General features: G+C 44.0%; 12 protein-coding genes. 8 read left to right on the top strand and 4 right to left on the bottom strand.

What is annotated here, in order from left to right; translation table 11 throughout:
- The first annotated feature begins 2 nt into the window (after positions 1–2).
- Genes CI959_RS04385 through CI959_RS04375 form a run of 3 tightly spaced genes read left to right on the top strand, consistent with a single transcriptional unit; the run spans position 3 to position 1,010 of the window.
- Positions 3–191 (top strand): hypothetical protein, encoded by a 189-nt coding sequence (locus tag CI959_RS04385; protein ID WP_005859114.1) that lies wholly within the window; start codon positions 3–5, stop codon positions 189–191.
- Positions 192–243: 52 nt separating this feature from the next.
- A complete protein-coding gene (locus tag CI959_RS04380) occupies positions 244–678 on the top strand; it encodes a nucleotidyltransferase substrate binding protein (protein ID WP_008779305.1) in 435 nt (144 codons plus the stop codon).
- Between the two features lie 8 nt (positions 679–686).
- Positions 687–1,010 (top strand): nucleotidyltransferase domain-containing protein, encoded by a 324-nt coding sequence (locus tag CI959_RS04375; RefSeq protein WP_005859109.1) that lies wholly within the window; start codon positions 687–689, stop codon positions 1,008–1,010.
- A gap of 53 nt (positions 1,011–1,063) precedes the next feature.
- Here CI959_RS04375 and CI959_RS04370 read toward each other — a convergent pair whose 3' ends face one another.
- On the bottom strand, positions 1,064–1,705 hold the full coding sequence (locus CI959_RS04370) for a SagB/ThcOx family dehydrogenase (RefSeq protein WP_005859107.1): 642 nt from the start codon (positions 1,703–1,705) through the stop codon (positions 1,064–1,066).
- A 246-nt stretch (positions 1,706–1,951) separates the two neighbouring features.
- Here CI959_RS04370 and CI959_RS04365 point away from each other — a divergent pair, with 246 nt between their 5' ends.
- The 4 genes from CI959_RS04365 (at position 1,952) to CI959_RS04350 (ending at position 10,055) form a co-directional block, all read left to right on the top strand.
- Entirely contained in the window at positions 1,952–4,426 is a 2,475-nt protein-coding gene (locus tag CI959_RS04365; protein ID WP_057316430.1) for an outer membrane beta-barrel family protein, read from the top strand.
- Between the two features lie 321 nt (positions 4,427–4,747).
- Positions 4,748–6,502 (top strand): DUF6057 family protein, encoded by a 1,755-nt coding sequence (locus tag CI959_RS04360; RefSeq protein WP_057316432.1) that lies wholly within the window; start codon positions 4,748–4,750, stop codon positions 6,500–6,502.
- A 2-nt stretch (positions 6,503–6,504) separates the two neighbouring features.
- Positions 6,505–8,016: a PD40 domain-containing protein gene (locus CI959_RS04355; protein ID WP_095231414.1), complete on the top strand. Its 1,512-nt coding sequence runs from the start codon at positions 6,505–6,507 to the stop codon at positions 8,014–8,016.
- A 38-nt stretch (positions 8,017–8,054) separates the two neighbouring features.
- Positions 8,055–10,055 carry a fructose-bisphosphatase class III gene (locus tag CI959_RS04350; protein ID WP_057316436.1) on the top strand — a complete coding sequence of 667 codons (2,001 nt, stop codon included), beginning with the start codon at positions 8,055–8,057 and terminating at the stop codon, positions 10,053–10,055.
- Between the two features lie 282 nt (positions 10,056–10,337).
- On the opposite strand, the gene CI959_RS04345 is transcribed toward CI959_RS04350, so the two are convergent.
- From CI959_RS04345 to CI959_RS04335, 3 genes are all read right to left on the bottom strand, one after another.
- On the bottom strand, positions 10,338–10,748 hold the full coding sequence (locus CI959_RS04345; RefSeq protein ID WP_057316438.1) for a hypothetical protein: 411 nt from the start codon (positions 10,746–10,748) through the stop codon (positions 10,338–10,340).
- 74 nt (positions 10,749–10,822) lie between these two features.
- A complete protein-coding gene (locus CI959_RS04340; RefSeq protein WP_057316439.1) occupies positions 10,823–12,379 on the bottom strand; it encodes a RagB/SusD family nutrient uptake outer membrane protein in 1,557 nt (518 codons plus the stop codon).
- Between the two features lie 18 nt (positions 12,380–12,397).
- Entirely contained in the window at positions 12,398–15,259 is a 2,862-nt protein-coding gene (locus CI959_RS04335) for a TonB-dependent receptor (RefSeq protein ID WP_095231413.1), read from the bottom strand.
- 298 nt (positions 15,260–15,557) lie between these two features.
- Between CI959_RS04335 and CI959_RS04330 the strand changes: the two genes are divergently transcribed.
- The gene (locus CI959_RS04330; RefSeq protein ID WP_008777904.1) at positions 15,558–18,560 is read left to right on the top strand and encodes a TonB-dependent receptor; all 3,003 of its coding nucleotides are present in this window, start codon (positions 15,558–15,560) and stop codon (positions 18,558–18,560) included.
- Positions 18,561–18,573: the final 13 nt, after the last annotated feature.

Below are 18,573 nucleotides of genomic sequence, written 5' to 3'. Positions count from 1 at the left end.
ATATGTCGACATACAATGAGATGAAGAAAAAAGCAGAATCGGATCAAAACCGTATCGAGTTGCGTAGCGAGAAAGTCCGCAACATGATTGGCGAGATGCCTTCCTTCCTGATTCGTTGGGGGAATACGATCTTGGTGGTTATATTCGTGCTGCTGGCTTTGATTGCTTGGTTTGCATTTTTCAAGAAATGAATGTAGGAATATCTTCTGTTTTTCTTATCTTCGTATTCTAAAGTTTACATATATGGCACAAGATATACGTTGGTTACAGCGATTTTCTAATTATTGTAAGGCTTTGGCTAAATTGGGTCAAGCGGTGGACATTGTATCTTGGCGGTTGGAATTAGCGGACGAGATTGATGAACTTTTGCAAGAAGGATTAATCCAGCGTTTTGAATATACCCGTGAATTAGTCTGGAAGGTGATGAAAGATTATGCGGAATATCAAGGTTATACGGATATTCGAGGTTCACGTGATGCTATACGTAAGGCTTTACAAATAGGGCTTATAGAAGATAAACGATGGATGGAGACAATTGAGGATCGTAATTTGACTTCTCATAATTATGATGACGATGTGGCTTCTGAAATTTATGAGAATATCGTACTGGTTTATTATCCACTATTTTGCCGGTTTGAAGAGAGGATGTTATGTATATCGGAAAATGAGACTAGATGAAGCTGTAAATGAAATATGGATTGAGTGACATAGAATTGAATAAGTTGCGTGAGTTTTACGCTCGATACGAGGATATTGAGGAAGTAATACTTTACGGTTCGCGAGCTAAGGGAAACCATAAACCTTTTTCGGACGTGGATATATCTTTGGTGGGGGCAAACTTGACACGTAGTCGGTTAAATCAGATTGCGTTTGCGATTGATGATTTATTATTACCTTATCAGTTTGATCTCTCTATTTTTCATAAATTGACGAATATGGAATTGGTTGATCATATTCGGAGAGTCGGAATATCTATTTTTTGTAAAGATTGTTCTCAGCCTCCTGCGTGAGCGGTCTTGTAAGCCCACAAGATGATTCTCGGGGGCTTACGTGAGTGCTGACGTTATTTTGCGTATCCTACCGGATGATTGATCATCGGGATTTGGGAGTCGGATAGCTTCAACACTTTTTTCAAAGCATCAGCCTCCATGCTGCCGCGGGGAACCGTTACCAAGCCACATCCGGAGCAGAACAAGGCGATATTCTGAGAGACCAGCCCGGCATCTAAGGCTCCAAAGCGCTCACGTAATTGTGGTGTACCTACATTGCCGAATTTGGAAACATCAGAAACCATCAATAGACAAGCGGGAGCTGAGTTCACGGAGGTTTGCTTTCCTCCAATCAGTGGACGGTGATCGCCTTCCGCTACCGGGTTCAGTTGATGGGCTTTCGGATCATACAGATAAGCGCCCTCTTCCATCAATACGTAGACATCCACATCTTGCTTATTCAAGGCAGAAGCGGCGGTACGTTTCCCATCCTCCCGGTTGATACCGATAGCGGCCCACATCAAATCGGAAAGATCTTGTAGGCTGAGTTTCTTGTTGGCAAACTCGCGCTCGGAGTGACGGTCTGCCAAGGCTTTCATTACCGAAGCGCCCCGGGTCTTGTCGGGAGCATTCAACTTAATGGCTTTTAAACTCTGGGCTTGCAGACTCGTCAAACCCAACATCAAAGTGGCTAATACACAAAAGATAGTTCTCATGACATTGTATTTTAAAGAATTACGAATGCAAAAATAACAATATATTCGTTTTCTCAAAGATTCCTAGGATTATTGTGCAACCTGTTTTACTTGATGTCCGTCTATTATGAAAAAATACTCTTTTTTCAGACTTCTTTAGAAGAAAAAGGAAATATGAACATTATTAATGACTTTATTTGTACGATGAAATCGTAAATAGTGTAATTTGCAGTAAAATGTATTATTTTTATAGTGATAGATGAACGTATGAAAGAGAAATTGTTTGCCTTATTTTGGGTACTGTTCTTTGCGCTTCCTCTGTATGCGCAAGCGGACAAGACAGGTTCCTATTCAATTAAGGGACAGGTGTTAGACTCGCTGAGTAACGAGTCCGTACCCTATGCGACGTTGAGAATTGCTTTAGCGAAGACCCCCGATAAGCCGGTCAAGCTTTTAGCGTGTGATGTGGATGGTAAGTTTCAGGCACCATTGAGTAGCGCCGGTAAATACATCATCTCTATGCAATCGATAGGAAAAGCTCCTGCCGAGAAAACATTTACGATCTCGGATAAACAGAGGAACTTGGATTTGGGTAAGTTGTATATGCAGGAGGATAACCAGCGGCTGGGGGAAGTGACGGTTACGGCACAGAAACCTTTGGTGAAGGCTGAGATCGATAAACTTACCTATAGCTTGGAAGATGATCCGGAGGCACAGACAAACAATACATTGGAAATGCTTCGTAAGGTACCGATGGTAACCGTGGACGGGGATGACCAAATCCAATTGAAAGGCTCCACGAACTTCAAGATCTACATGAATGGCAAGCCCTCTAACTTATTGAGCAACAATCCTGCTGAGGTATTGAAGAGCATGCCGGCCAATTCCGTGAAAAACATAGAGGTGATCACAGACCCGGGCGCTAAATATGACGCCGAGGGTATCGGTGGTATCATTAATATCATTACAACGAAAAATGCTTTACAAGGATATACCGGTACGGTTCGTGTGAACGGTAGTTCTTTGGGACGTGTCGGTGGTGGCGGCTATATATCCCTTAAAGCGGGTAAGTTAGGATTGACAGCGAATTATAATTACAATTATAATAGGGAGCCTTGGAATGAGTCTACCTCGATACGTGAGGATTTGGAAAATGACGAGCAACATTTCTTGACGCAAAATGGACGTAGGAAGAATAACGGACCCTTCCAGTTTGGTTCGCTGGAAGGTAGTTATGAGATCGACTCCTTGAACTTGCTGACCGTAGGGGCGAACTTATTCCATGGCAAGATGACGAACCGTTCGGAATACACGGTGAATATGCAGGATATCAATCGTAATCCGGTATATGATTATAATCGTAATTCGGACGCTACGGAAACATTTGGTTCTACGGACATTAGCGTGGATTACCAGCATTCTACCCATAAAAAGGATGAGTTGCTGACGATCTCTTACCGTTTCAGCCATTCTCCCAATGATAACAAGGATTATACGGAATTAAAGAATGTCGTGAATTACAATCCTTGGCTCGGCTATCCGCAAAATAATATCAACAAGGCTTCTACGAACGAGCACACCGGGCAGGTGGATTATACGACCCCTACATGGAAGGATCAGACCTTGGAGGTTGGCGCGAAATATATATTCCGCCAGAGCCGGAGTAATACGGATCGTACCGCTTTCAACGATTCGTTGAATATATGGGAGGACATAACTTCTAAGGATAGCCATTTCCGTCATACCCAACATATCTATTCCGCTTATCTGGGCTATTCGATGAAGTTTGATAAGTTTGGCGTGAAAGCGGGGGTACGTGCGGAAGGAACCGCTTTGGACGTGAAGTATGAGATGGCTCCCGATATGAACTTCGATACTCATTATTTCGACGTGGTGCCAAACGCTACCGTCTCTTATCAACTGAATATGGCGCAACAGCTTCGGTTGGGATATAATATGCGTATCCAGCGTCCGGGTATCTGGTATTTGAATCCTTATGTAAATAACGCGGACCCGCAAAACATATCGTTTGGTAATCCGAATCTAGACTCGGAGAAAAGTAATAATATCAACTTGAACTATAGTATGTTCGCCCAGAAGTTCAGTATAAACGCGAGCGCTACTTATACGTTCGTGAATAATTCTATCGAACGATATACGTTTATCGATCCGGAGAACCCGGGTATTTTCCAGACCACTTATGGTAATATCGGTAAGAAACAATCTACCGGCTTATTCGTATACGCGAATTGGAATCCGGTTCCTTTGTTCCGTATCTATATGAATGGTGGAATGGATTATACGGATTTGAAGAGCGAAAAGAATGATATGGCAAACAGTGGTTTCAGCGGTCGTATATTCGCCGGTACGCAGTTTAATTTCCCGTTGGATTTCCGCTTGAATGTACATGGTGGGTATTTTTCTCCTTGGATTCAGTTACAGGGGAAAGGCTCTCCGTTCTATTTCACGGGAATCTCCGTGAACAAGGATTTCTTGAAGAAAAAGCTATCTGTTCAGTTGTCTTTCCAAAACCCGTTCTGGAAGCGAATGAAGATGGAAAGTACTACTTCCGACGATACCTTCTTCCGCCGTGAGATCAATTACCGTACGATGCGGATGCTGATGGTTAGTGTATCGTATCGTTTCGGCACCTTGAAAGATGCCATCAAGAAGGTAAAACGAGGTATCAGCAACGATGATATGAAGAGCGGCGGTAGCGGATCGGGTGAGCAGCAAATGTAAGTCTATCGCGAATCGAGACAGCGCTTCTTGGAGATTATAAGCGCTGTCTCGATCCCGGACAGTGCTTCTTGGAGATTATAAGCGCTGTCTCGATCCCGGACAGTGCTTCTTGGAGATTATAAGCGCTGTCTCGATCCCGGGCAGTGCTTCTTGGAGATTATAAGCGCTGTCTCGATCCCGGACAGTGCTTCTTGAAGATTATAAGCGCTATTTGATATCCCGGACAGCGCTTCTTGAAGATTATAAGCGCTATTTGGGATTTTTTCTTTTGTGGATCTCTTATATACTTTCTATCTTTACGACCCGAAAAACAGTTGGAGAATGAAGAACAGACAATTTGTTAACAATAATACCGCGATACTATTCCTTTTCGTTATAGGTAGCTTCCTATTCATAGAGTTGAATTTTCGGTATTGGTATCGGTTCCTGGAGCAATACATGATGTTTCAGACTACCGGCGGCTATTTCCAAGACCGGTTGGCCGAACCGGGTGGATTGAATGAATATGTAACCGAGTTCTTATCGCTCGCGTTTATCCATCCTTGCGGGGCTTCGGTGGTGATCGCTTTATTAGTAGGACTGATCTCCGGTTGTTTTTTCCTTTACTTACAAGCTTGTGGGGTGCGTGCCTCTATGTTGGCGGCTATTCTTCCCTCTTTTTTAATTTGGATCTATCCGCAGGAGTCAATCGCCTTGCTCGTGATGCTCGCTTTCGTGCAGGTTCTCGCGTATTTGTATACTTCGATCAAGATTGATTGGCTTCGTTATCTCTTTGGCTTCTTGTTTGTAGGGGGCTCTTATTTTTTCGCGGCACCTGCTAATGTATTGTTGGCTTTATTGATCGCGATCTATGAGTGTTGCGCCAAGGAGGATAAGACTCGTTTGGGGGTGGCTATGATCGCTATCGCTTGGGGAGGTTTGCTACCGTTGATCGCCATGCGTACGGTTTATATTCTTCCGATGCGGGAAGCGTTCTTCAGCAAACATCTATGCCATCCCGAATATCCGATACCTAATTCTTTAGGATATATCGGGCTTTCATATCCTTTGATCGTTTTAATTCTTTATTATGTAAGGAACCGGGTTTTTATCCGTAGGGAATCTTGGAAGCGAATCGTTTCTTACGCTTTCCTCCTAATAGCGATGACTTATGGGATTCTCTATAAGAAAAACCCGATGGAGCAGGCCTATCGGTACGATTACTATGTACGGCAGGGAGAATGGCAAGAGATAGTCTCACATGCTCGTGCGCATTCGGTCCGGGATATGGATGCCCTTATTTATTTGAATCTGGCTTTATCACATACGGGACGATTTTCTGGCGATTTGATGCGTTTCCCTCAGATCGGGGTGGAGGGCTTTATCCCGCACGATCCGAAAAGCCGGATGGGATTGATCGAGGCGAGCGAGGTAGCTTGGCAAGTAGGGCAGGTAAACGCAGCGCAACGTTTCGCCTTTGTGGGTGTATTAAGCTCGCAACGTTGCGTGCAGCCTCGTTTGATGAAGCGTTTGGTGGAGACTTATCTGGTAACCGGCGAATACCGTGCCGCCGAGAAATATATTAAGATCCTTGAATCGACTCCCCACTACAGGGATTGGGCAAAAGCGCAGCGCCCGTTGCTCGACTCCGTGGTTTGTGCCTCTACCGATTGGATAAAGGCGAAGCGGGCGGTACTTCCGGTAACGGATAATCCCTTAGACTTGACCTTGACATTTCCCAATGCGCTGGCTTTCTTGATCGACGATCATGCCGATAATCGTCCGGCTTTTGAGTATGGAATGGGATACTTGTTGGTTTATAAAGACTTGATGACATTTATGCATTATATGGAATTGATGAAAGAGCGAGGCGAGTCATTTCCCGTTCTCTATCAAGAGGCTATATGCCTGTTTTTCGCTGCTGTGCAGAAAGACCCGGATGCGTTCAAAAGCTATCCGATCAGTTCGGAGGTACAAAACCGCTTTCTGCAATTTATGAAAGTGGCTCGAAGCATGCCTCCTGCCGCCTTGAAAGCACAGTTTGGCGATACCTATTATTATTACGCTCAATTTACCCCGACTCCTAAACGACAATAATTATGATGGATAATACGAGGAAACGAAAGATCGTCCGAAACTTTGTGATCGGATATTTACTATTGCAAGTTCTGGTTATTGTACTATACTTGGGTTTTTGGGCGGTACATCCGGGTGGCTTTGTTGTTGCCGAGAACGAACGCATGTCTCCCCCGCCGATGTTCCCGGATTACCAAGGGGTTACTATACCTTATAATATAGCCCCATTGAATTTCCGTATTGACGTGCCCGCTGAAAAATGCTATGCGAAGATCGAGGGTAGCGAGCAGGGGGTGTTTGAGTATTACGGAACGAATACGATCTGTTTTAAGTCCAAGGATTGGGAACAGCTTACCCGTGCGAATAAAGGTAAAGCCTTTTTTGTTACGATCGCCACGAAGATAGGTGATGAGTGGACTAAATGGGCACCATTTTCTGTCTATATCAGTGATCAAGCGATCGACTCTCATTTAGTATACCGTTTGATAGAGCCGGGATACGAGAAATGGCATATTGTGGGTATTTATCAGCGGAATTTGGAGTCGTTTGACGAACAGCCGATTATCCGTAACGATATGACCGGCTATAATTGTATGAACTGCCATTCTTTTTGTATGGGAGATCCGGGGCAGATGATGTTCCATATGCGTGCGGCGAATGGGGGAACTTATATTGTCCAAGACAAGAAGATCAGTAAATTAAATACGAAAACGAAGGAGACGATCAGTAATATGACGTATCCTTTCTGGCATCCGTCCGGACGCTATATCACCACTTCGGTAAATGATATCAAACAGTTTTTCCATTCCGTGAAAGAGAAAAAGATGGAAGTGTTCGATTTGGAGTCCGATGTGGTCGTATATGACGTGAAAAACAAAGAAATCCTTTCGAAAGCCTCATTGCTCACAAAAGATGCTTTCGAGACTTTCCCTGCGTTCTCTCCGGATGGTAAATGGCTTTATTTCTGCACGGCCCCGGTCCAGAAGATGCCGGAGAATTATGACAAGGTACGTTATAATCTCTGTCGTGTCGCATTCGATCCGGATCGTGGAGAGATCAGCCACCCGATCGATACATTGGTACGTGCGGATAGCTTGAGCTATACATTTCCCCGTATCTCTCCCGACGGACGTTTCTTGATGTATACGGAAACCGCTTATGGCCAGTTCCCGATCTGGCATCCGGACGCGGAGATCCGGATGATGGATCTGGAGAATCGGACGGCGGTGGATATGTCCGCGTTGAATAGCCCGGATACGGATAGCTATCATTCTTGGAGTAGTAATAGCGATTGGGTCGTATTTAGTAGCCGCCGGGATAACGGTTTATATACTTTACCTTATATTTGCTATATCGGGAAAGACGGTAAACCTTCGAAACCGTTCTTATTGCCTCAAGAAGATCCGGATAAGTATGACTATCAGTTGTATTCCTACAATATTCCGGAATTGACGAAAGGCGCCGTAGAGGTCAGCCCCTATGAGATCCAGCAAGTAGCCGAGAAAAATAAACCGGAGCAGGTTCGGTTTAAATGACCGGATCTATTTATATTCGCGTATAAATAAGAGATAAGATGACAAAAGATATTATAGCCGAATCTGTACAGAACGATTTACGGTATTTGCAATTGTTGGCACGGAGTTTCCCGACGATCGCGGATGCCTGTACGGAGATCATTAATCTGGAGGCGATCTTGAACCTACCGAAGGGTACGGAGCACTTCTTAAGTGATTTGCATGGCGAGGATCAAGCCTTTAGCCATGTGCTGAGAAACGCTTCCGGTGCCGTAAAGCGCAAGGTGAACGAGATTTTCAGTAATACGCTCCGGGAATCCGAGAAGAAGGAGCTTTGTTCCTTGATTTATTATCCGGAGGATAAGCTGGAACTGATCAAGAGCCAAGAGCAAGATCTGGAAGATTGGTATCAAGTTACCTTGAATCAATTGGTACGTGTTTGCCGGAACGTGTCCTCCAAATACACCCGTTCGAAAGTACGTAAGGCTTTACCCAAGGAGTTCTCCTATATTATTCAGGAGTTATTGCACGAGTCTTCCGTAGAGCCGAATAAATCCGCTTATGTGGATCAGATTATTTGTACGATCATCTCCACGGGACGTGCGGACGATTTCATTATCGCTATGTGCAACCTGATCCAACGGCTGACAATCGACCTATTGCATATCATCGGCGATATTTACGATCGGGGTCCGGGCGCTCATTTGATCATGGATATCCTTTGCGATTACCATAATTTCGATGTTCAATGGGGTAATCATGATATCTTATGGATGGGAGCCGCTTCCGGTAATTTGGTAAGTATCGCCAACGTGATTCGTATGTGTTTACGCTTTGGTAATATGGCTACCTTAGAAGATGGATATGGCATCAATCTTTTGCCGTTGGCCACTTTCGCGATGGAGGCGTACGGGGATGATCCATGTGCGTTATTCATGCCGAAAACAAAGTTCGCCGATAATGCAATGGATGAGAAGACCACCCGTTTGATCGCCCAGATGCACAAGGCGATCACCATCATCCAGTTCAAGCTGGAGGGTGAGATCATCCGCCGTCGTCCGGAGTTTGAGATGGATGACCGGATGTTGTTGCACCATATCGATCTGAAGCGGGGAGTGGTTCATATCGATGGAAAGGATTATACGCTTAAAGATACTAACTGGCCTACTTTAGACCCGAAAGATCCGTATCGTCTTTCTATTGAGGAGGAGGATTTGATCCGAAAGATCTTGCATTCTTTTGAGAGCAGCGAGAAGATGAAAAAGCATATGCGTTGTTTCTTCCGGCATGGGGGAATGTATCAGGTTTGTAATTCCAATTTACTGTTTCATGCCTCTATCCCGATGAATCCGGATGGGACGTTTAAGTCAGTACGTATCTTGGGGCAGGATTATAAGGGCCGTGCTTTGTTGGACCGTGTAGACCAACTGATCCGTACGGCTTATTTCAAGACCGGGGAGCAGGAAGAAGTGGAATATGCGCATGATTATATCTGGTATCTTTGGGGCGGCAAGGACTCCCCGTTATTCGATAAAAGCAAGATGGCTACTTTCGAGCGTGCCTTTATCGAAGAGGCCGAGACTCATAAGGAGGAAAAAGGCGCTTATTATACGTTACGAGAGCAAGAGGAAATTTGTGATAAGATATTGGATGAGTTTGGGGTGACCGGTATGCATCGGCATATCATCAACGGACATGTCCCTGTCCGTTCCAATCAAGGTGAGAATCCCATCAAGGCGAATGGCAAGATGTTGGTAATCGATGGCGGTTTCTCCCGTCCGTATCATTTGGAAACCGGTATCGCGGGCTATACATTAGTATACCACTCCCGTGGTTTCCAGCTTGTGCAACACGAACCCTTCGAATCCCGGGCGAAAGCGATCGAGGAAGGCTTGGATATCAAATCCACTACGATCGTGGTAGAATTAAGTTCTCATCGCCAGATGGTGAAAGATACGGATAAGGGTGCGGATCTCCAAAGCCAGATCAAGGATCTAGGGAAATTGCTTTACGCCTATCGGAATGGGTTGATAAAGGAGAAGGAGAGGATGGAGCGGTAGTTCCTGACCGATAGGGTACCGGACATACTGTAACGCTCCCCTAATGCCCATAAGCATTTGGGCACACGTTCATTCTTTCAAACGCCTAGTAGGTAAGAGCGCAATATTCAAGATCGGGGGACAAGAAGAGGCAAAGAATCTACTACATTGATCCTCGTATAAAAAAGGTCTATGGTATTGACAAATATCCAATAGAATAATAGAAGATACAAAACAAGCAACGCCCCGTCGAATAAGTTGGTGACGGGGCATTACTTTCTAAGAATGTCTTCACTTTCAACATCAATAGAATCCGAAAACCTTTGTCACCTGTTGACCGGTAGACGCAAGAGGACCTGATAGAGTAACCGTACAGCCACGTGATCCTCCTGTCTTGAAGAATATTTCACATAAATGGCTATCAGAGATATAAGATGATATACCATTACCGGAGACAGACCAATTATAGAAAGATAATACGGGATTACTTATGACAATTGTAAGCCTTGTGGGTGTATTGTATCCGGGAATCTGGTTTGTGGTCATCAACTCAATCTGCCCGGAGAAAGTATCACCTGTAAAATATCCTTCTAGCATCAGAGGGTCAGAAGCTCTATACGCTTCTTGGGAGGCTTCCACATAATTAGCGGGCTTTTCCGCATAGTTCGCAACGGCGACGAGTAACATCGCAAGTAAAATCAAATACTTCTTCATGTTCGTATTATTTTAAGATTATACAAAAAGGGCTAGACGAAACCTAAAAAGTCTCATCTAGCCCATAGAATATTTTAGAATGCGGGATAACCCGGGTTCTGTTTTAAGTTCTGGTTCGTTTGCCATGCGTCTTGAGAGATCGGGAAGATATTCATGTAGTCTTTCCCTTTCGTTTCAGATTTCAGCCAACGAGCGTTTTGGAAAGTTCCAAAGCGAATATTGTCTTGACGTGCGTGGCATTCCCAAGCCAACTCGAACTTACGTTCTAAGGCGATCTTTTCTAGATCTACGGATGCGTAATTGTGGTTAGAGTTGCCGTAAGCACGTTCGCGGACCGCATTGACCAAACGTGTAGCCTCCGCATTGTTGCCTCCTGTGCGTATCAAACACTCTGCTTTCATCAAATATACATCAGCCAGACGGAAGATATGGAAATCATTCTCCATCGCATTAGTTAAGGACTTATCGAAAGTCCATTTGTTACAACGAGCGCCGTCTTCTTGGTTCACGTCACCCCAAATCGTACCATCACGTTCCGTTCCGGGGATAACCATAACTTCCGGAGTGTGTATCAAAGGACGGTCGTGTGCCGTGATCAACACTTCCCCAGTAGCTGGGTCGATACTTGGACCTACTAAGAAAGAGCCTTCATAACGGGGATCTTCCTTGTCGAATAGCAATACATAATCCGGCTGTGCGCAAATACCGTTCCATGCGCTGAAAGTAGCTCCAAGAGGTATATTATCTTTATAGTGCAAAGTACGGTAATGTAATTGATTTTGCCATTCCGTATCGTTCGCACTAAAGCAGCAAGCCAAGATAGCTTCTCTTGATTGTTGGTTATTTACTTGGAAATTTGTTTTCCAGTTAGCCTCTAATATATAAGGAAGCCCCATCACTACATCACAAGCGTCAGCGGCCTCTTTATATCGAGGAGAGTCTACGCCCCAAGCCTCTGCGTTTAGGTACAACTTTGCCAATAAGGTATAAGCGGCACCTTTCGTAAATTTTCCATAACTAGCGTCAGAAACATCTTCACGAAGCAAGTCCTTGATCTCGTTTACCTCTTTAACCAACCAATCATAAACTTCCTTCCTTGTTTTGCAAGTTGGCAGTTCTGTGTCATTGTAATCTATGCTCAATGGAACATTTCCCCAATTATCCATCAGGTAATAAATCCAGAACGCACGTACACCGCGGATTTCCGCTAACGCTCTAGCTTTTGCGGATTCTTCCAATGCGGAAGTACTAATTGTCTCGTAAATTAAGTTACAAGCAGAGATCGCTTCCGTAGATCTTGACCATGCGTTTTTCACGGCTGAGGTATTCGCAGTCCATGCGTGCATGTGTAACTCACGATACTGACCACCATCATACCAGTCACCACCTTTACGGGTAGGTACGACCGCCATATCTCCTGAGCATTCCGATAAAGCAATACATGCGTCAGAGAAATATCTTTTAAATGTATTGTATGCAGGGCCAATGATCGAATTGATTTCACCATCGGTTTTACCGAAGTTTTCTGCTGGAATCTTATCATACACCGTTTCATCCAAATCCGTACAGGAGGGCATGGAAAACATTAGTGCAGCACCAGTAAATAATGATATAATTGATTTTTTATTCATAATTAATAACGATTTAATTTAGAAAGTTAAATTAACACCCAATGTGAAGGTACGTGCCTTCGGGAAGAATTGACGAGGCTCAATACCCGGAGACAAACCAGCGTCCGTATCGGAAGATTCACCACGGAACAATTCAACCTCTGGGTCTAAACCTTTGTATCCAGTAATTACGAATAAGTTCTGAGCGGCGAAATAAAGACGAGCTTTATCCAACCAATTAATCTTCTTCGTATCGAAGGTGTAACCTAAGGCCAAGTTATCCAAACGGATGAACGAACCATTCTCCAAATAATAAGAACATACGCGAGAAGATTCTTTCATCGTATAAGTCAATTCATCATCTAATGCGTTTGTACCGATCAAGTACGTATTATTCGCATAAGCCGCACGCGGGTTGTTCAATACCTTGTTGCCGATCGTTCCACGGAAGAAGAAGCTGAAATCCCAGTTCTTCCAAGTGAAATTATTTTGCCATCCAAATGTCAAGTCCGGTTGTGCGTCTCCTACGTATGTGCGGTCATCGTCCGAGATCTCACCATCACCGTTCAAATCCGTAATGATATATTTTCCGTCCTTGATACCCGTACATTCCAGCATGAAGAATTGTCCTACGGGACGGCCTTCCTCTACTACGTGAGAAGTTACGCCGGAAGCACCACGGATCCATGGATCGCCTGTATAAATACGGTCTGTCGTATAAAGATCGCTTGACAACTTCGTGATTTCATTTTTATTGTGGGACAAGTTCAATGACATATTCCAGTTGAATGTCTTGTTACGGATCACGTCTAAGTTTAACAAAACCTCGATACCTGTATTTTTCATATCACCTACATTGGCTTGCATACGGTCGTAAACATACGGAGGAGTCGGAACCTTGTAAGTATAAAGCATGTCTGATGTACGTTTGTCATACCATTCGATTGTACCACCTAAACGGCCATTGAACAAAGAGAAATCTAAACCGATGTTTAACATAGCCGTAGACTCCCATTTCAAATCCGGGTTGGCATTCTGGGAAATCTTATAAGATGTAGCCCAATTACCATTGTCATAATAGATACCGGACATGCCATAAAGCTCCATGCTCTTATACGGCTGTAAACCATCTTGGTTACCGGTAACACCGTAGCCCGCACGTAACTTCAAGTCATTGATCCAGTTCACGTCTTGCATGAATGCCTCTTGTGAGATACCCCAAGCTGCGGAAACAGAGGGGAACGTACCCCATTTATGATTCGCACCAAACTTAGAGGAACCATCTCGACGGACGGTAGCCGTAATCATATAACGCTCGTCATAGGTATAGTGAGCGCGGGCGAACATAGAGATCAATTTGTAGTAGTTCTTGCCTGATTCAACGTCGCCTGTCTTTAATCCGGCTCCGGATTGCAAAGCGTTATACGACAAATCGTTGATCAAGAAGTTGCGGTTCTGGGCGAAGAAATAAGAATATGTGTTATCCTCCCAAGAGTAACCGAGAATCGCATTCAACTTATGTTTCTCGTCCGCACCAAAAGACTTATTGTAGTCCAAGGTCCACTCCATCAAGTTACGATCCCATGCCCGATTACGTTTTTGCGCAAAGCCATTATTACCCTGTCCGACCGTCGTACGAGAGTCGTCATAGCGGCTATATTCATTAGAAAAACGGCTCTTATATAAATTCGCCTTGATGTTCAATCCGTTGATGATCTCGAATTGGATATCACCGGCACCATAAAAATAAACGTTGCTGTTTTTTCGCTCGTTCAAATTTTGGTTTTGAACAGGATTACCTTGGTCATACTCCGCATTAACTTTCGTGAAGTAAGAACCATCAGCGTTATAAACTGGGTAAACAGGCAACATGCTGTATGCCAACACGAAATTGTCTCCATTCGGAACATGTGAGTCTGTCAAGGTAGCAGATCCGGTCAAACCAATACGCAAACGGTCATTGATCGCACGCTGTTGGAACTGGAAGCGGAAGCTATGGCGTTGCATATCGTTATCACGCATGATACCATTTCGATCCAAATAGGTATAAGACGCACGATAGTTGTTCTTAGAACCACCACCGGACAAAGAGATTGAATGGTTCTGAGAAACTCCGGTACGAGTCAGTTCATCAAACCAATCTGTGTCGGCACCATATTGGTCGTATACGCTATAATCTAGGCCTTTGCTGTTTGCGTAACCTCTCCACTCGTCCGCATTCATTAAATCGGGCTTGTTGGCCATCTGATCAAAGGCAACATAACCATCATAGCTGATTTGTGTCTTGGAGCCAGAACCTCTCTTGGTGGTAATCAATACTACACCACCAGCGGCACGAGAACCGTAGATAGCGGCGGAGGAGGCATCTTTCAAGACGGAGATAGATTCGATATCGGAAGGAGCTACCGTTGACATATCACCACCGGGAATACCATCGATAACGATTAACGGACCTTGGTCGTTCTGCAACGTGGATGTACCACGCAAACGCATCGTAGATCCACGCGTCACATCACCGGAGCCGGAAGTGATCGTCAAACCAGCTACCTTGCCTTGCAACAAGTCGGAAGCATCGCGTGTGATACCTTTGTTAAAACTTTCTTCAGATACGTTCGCCACGGATCCCGTGATCTCCCTACGAGTCTGCGTACCGTAACCGATCGCCACGACCTCTCCCAAGTTTACGACGGATGGAGATAACTTAATCTCTACCGTGCTACGTCCTTTAACACTCTCTTCGATCGTGTTATAACCAATAAAGGATGCTTGAAGAACAGCCTTTTTTAAATCATTTACGGTAAGGCTGTAGTTACCGTCCATGTCAGTGATAGTACCATTGGTAGTTCCCTTTTCTACGATGTTCGCACCGATGATGGGTTCACCAAGTTCATCTAGTACTATGGTTCATCTAGTACCATGGTTTAGAATCATGCTACGTATACACTGTTAATATCAAACATATTCAATATTTTTCCGTAATAAAAAATCAAGCATGGTAGCATCTAGGTATATCAGGTACCATATGAGTATTACACAATAGAGTGAAATAAATCAATCATCAAAACAAAGTATGGATGGTTTTATGTAATGTTTTTTTACACTATCATGGTTTAATTTAAAAAAAGTTATTATATTTGCCTCGAAAATTCTCAATTGTGTTTGTGAATTCAATGATTGTTAACCTAAAAATTAAGTAATTATGCAACGAAAGAAAACATTTGATTCTTTCAGACGCTGTAAGGTAGTGATACTTTCAGTGTTGATGTCTTTTTGCATGACAGCGGCATTTGCCCAATCTGGCGCTGTTAAAGGAAAAGTTCTAGATGAACAAGGTGAGCCCATCATCGGTGCGAACATTGTAGAAAAGGGTACTACCAATGGTACGATTACCGATATTGACGGTAATTACACTCTAACGCTTAACGACTTGAAAAAAGCCGTTCTTCAATTTTCTTTTATTGGTTATAACACTTTGGAAGAAGGTGTTAAAGGACGTAACAAAGTGGACGTTAAATTAGCTCCATCCGTAGTAAATTTGGGTGAGGTTGTTGCGATCGGTTATGGTACGCAGACTCGTAAGGAGATTACCGGATCTGTAGCCAATGTCTCCGAGGAAAACTTCAACAAGGGTGTTAATCGTGATGCTTCAGATTTGCTACAAGGTAAAGTGGCTGGTTTGCAGATTACTTCTGGCTCTGGTGATGTGACTCGTAGCTCTCAGATTCGTTTGCGTGGTACTTCTACCTTGCAAAACGATCAAGGTCCTATGATCGTTATCGATGGTGTTCCCGGTGGTGATATGTCTACGGTTTCTCCTTCAGATATCGAGTCTATTTCCGTATTGAAGGATGCCTCTTCTGCTGCTATCTATGGTTCTCGTGCCGCAGGTGGTGTTATCTTGATTACGACCAAGAGAGGTTCGGGAGCTAAGACTCAGATTAATTATGATGGTTATGTGACAATGGATAAGGTTGCTAACAAACCGGATATGCTGAATGCTTCCGAATGGCGTGATGTGAACAAACAATTGGGTAGTGACATCTCGCAATATGACAAATATAACGCTGATACTGATTGGTTCGGTGCTTTATTACGCACGGGTATTTCTCAGAATCATGCCTTGTCATTGTCTGGAGGTTCTTCCAAAAGTAACTATCGTGCGTCTTATACTTACTTAGACCGTAAGGGTATCGCTCGCGATAACTGGATGAAGCGTCACAGTTTCCGCTTCCAATTCCAGCAACGAGCTATCAATGATCGTTTGCGTATTGGTTTGACGGGAGCTGCTACCTTGACAGATATGCAAGCTACGTTTGCCGACTATTTCATCGCTGCTTACAATAATGTTCCGGTCGTTCCGATTTACAATGAAGATGGCTCTTATTTTACGGGTAACGACAACGCTTATAACCAAGGTAACATGGTGAAAGCCCAAGATGAAAACTACAAATTATTCAAAAATAATTATTTCTATGGACAAGGCGATGTGCAGTTTGAAGTAATTGAGGGCCTGAACGTAAAGGCGAACTTATATAAGAGTCGTTATACTAGCGATTATAGCCAATGGGAAAGCCCTGACAATGCGTTAGGTGGTGGTGCCGGAAACTCTTTGGGTGATAGCTCGAATGGCTATGCCAAGAGACGCAACTTCGTATGGGATCGTGAGTTGATGGAATGGACGGCCGACTATAACAAGTCTTTCGGTGCGGAGGAAAAACATAAACTGAACGCTTTGCTGGGTTATTCTTGGGAAACCAACGGTTATCAGTCGCAAGAATCTTTGGCAACACAGTTCTCTGTAGCATCTATGGGTGCCAACTCTATCCAAGCTGGTAACGATTTGAAGATCGGTAATGTGACTTCCAGCAAGAATGACTATAAATTGATCTCTTTCTTTGCCCGTGCGCACTATAGCTACGATGAGCGATATATGATCACCGCTACGATGCGTCGTGATGGTTCTTCTAAGTTCGGTGCTAATCATAAATGGGGATGGTTCCCATCTGTATCTGCTGCTTGGGGTATTTCTCAAGAGGCCTTTATGCAGGATATCAGTTGGTTGAACGACTTGAAGTTGCGTGCTGGTTATGGTGTGACAGGTAATCAAGATGGTTTGAAGCCTTATAAGAGCTTGGAGTTGTATCAGCCGTATGGTACTTATTACAACGGTGGTGGTACATCTACCTCTTTCCGTATCACGCAGAACCCGAACCCGGATTTGAAGTGGGAATCAACTGCTATGTTTAATATCGGTGTAGACTTCCAGTTATTTAACGGTCGCTTGGGCGGTACGGTAGAATATTATAGTAAGAAGACTTCCGATATGCTTTATGACTATGCTGTACCGACTCCAACGTATGTGTATAAAAAGATCGCTGCCAACGTTGGTGATATGAGCAATAAGGGTATCGAGGTCATGTTGAACTTAGACGTGATCCGAAACAAGAGTTTTAACTGGAATACTTCTATTAATTTGTCTCACAATAAGAATGAGATCACGAAGTTGTCTAACGACCTGTTTTCAACAAGCCGTGTTTATGTAGGTGATCCGTGGATCCGCGGCGCTTCCGGCGTGACTTCTCATGTGGTAGAGGAAGGCTATCCGGTCGGTCAGTTCTTTATGTTGAAATGTAACGGCATTGATGAAAACGGTAAGTTTATTATGGAAGATGTCAATAAGGATGGACAAATCTCGGACGATGACCGTACATACGTAGGTGATTCCCAGCCGGATTTGACATTTGGATGGAACAATACCTTCACTTGGAAGAATTGGGATGCCAGCTTCTTCTTACGTGGGCAGATCGGTGGCAAGTTGTTGAACAACCCGCGTGCCGCTTATGGTAATAATACCTATGTAGCCGGAGCTAACGCTATGAAAGGTGATGACTTGATGTTACTGAGAGAGAATTCACGTGTAAGCTCATATTATTTGGAGAATGCCTCTTTCGCCCGTTTGGATAATATGTCTATTGGTTATACATTCAATACGAAGAAGATTGATTGGCTAGACAAAGCCCGTATTTATGTAGCTGCTCAGAACTTGTTCGTAATCACAAGCTATTCCGGTTTGGATCCGGAAGTGGAGCTCTTCCGTGGCGAGGCTAGCGATACGGATGCCGGTCTGTCACCGGGTATCGAACCGCGTAACTATATGCCGAAGGCTCGTTCATTTACATTTGGTGTTAACTTATCATTCTAATTTTAAATGCATT

The organism is Parabacteroides sp. AT13, from assembly GCF_002272965.1.
GTDB lineage: Bacteria > Bacteroidota > Bacteroidia > Bacteroidales > Tannerellaceae > Parabacteroides > Parabacteroides distasonis.
This window is presented reverse-complemented; position numbering and strand designations above follow the sequence as displayed.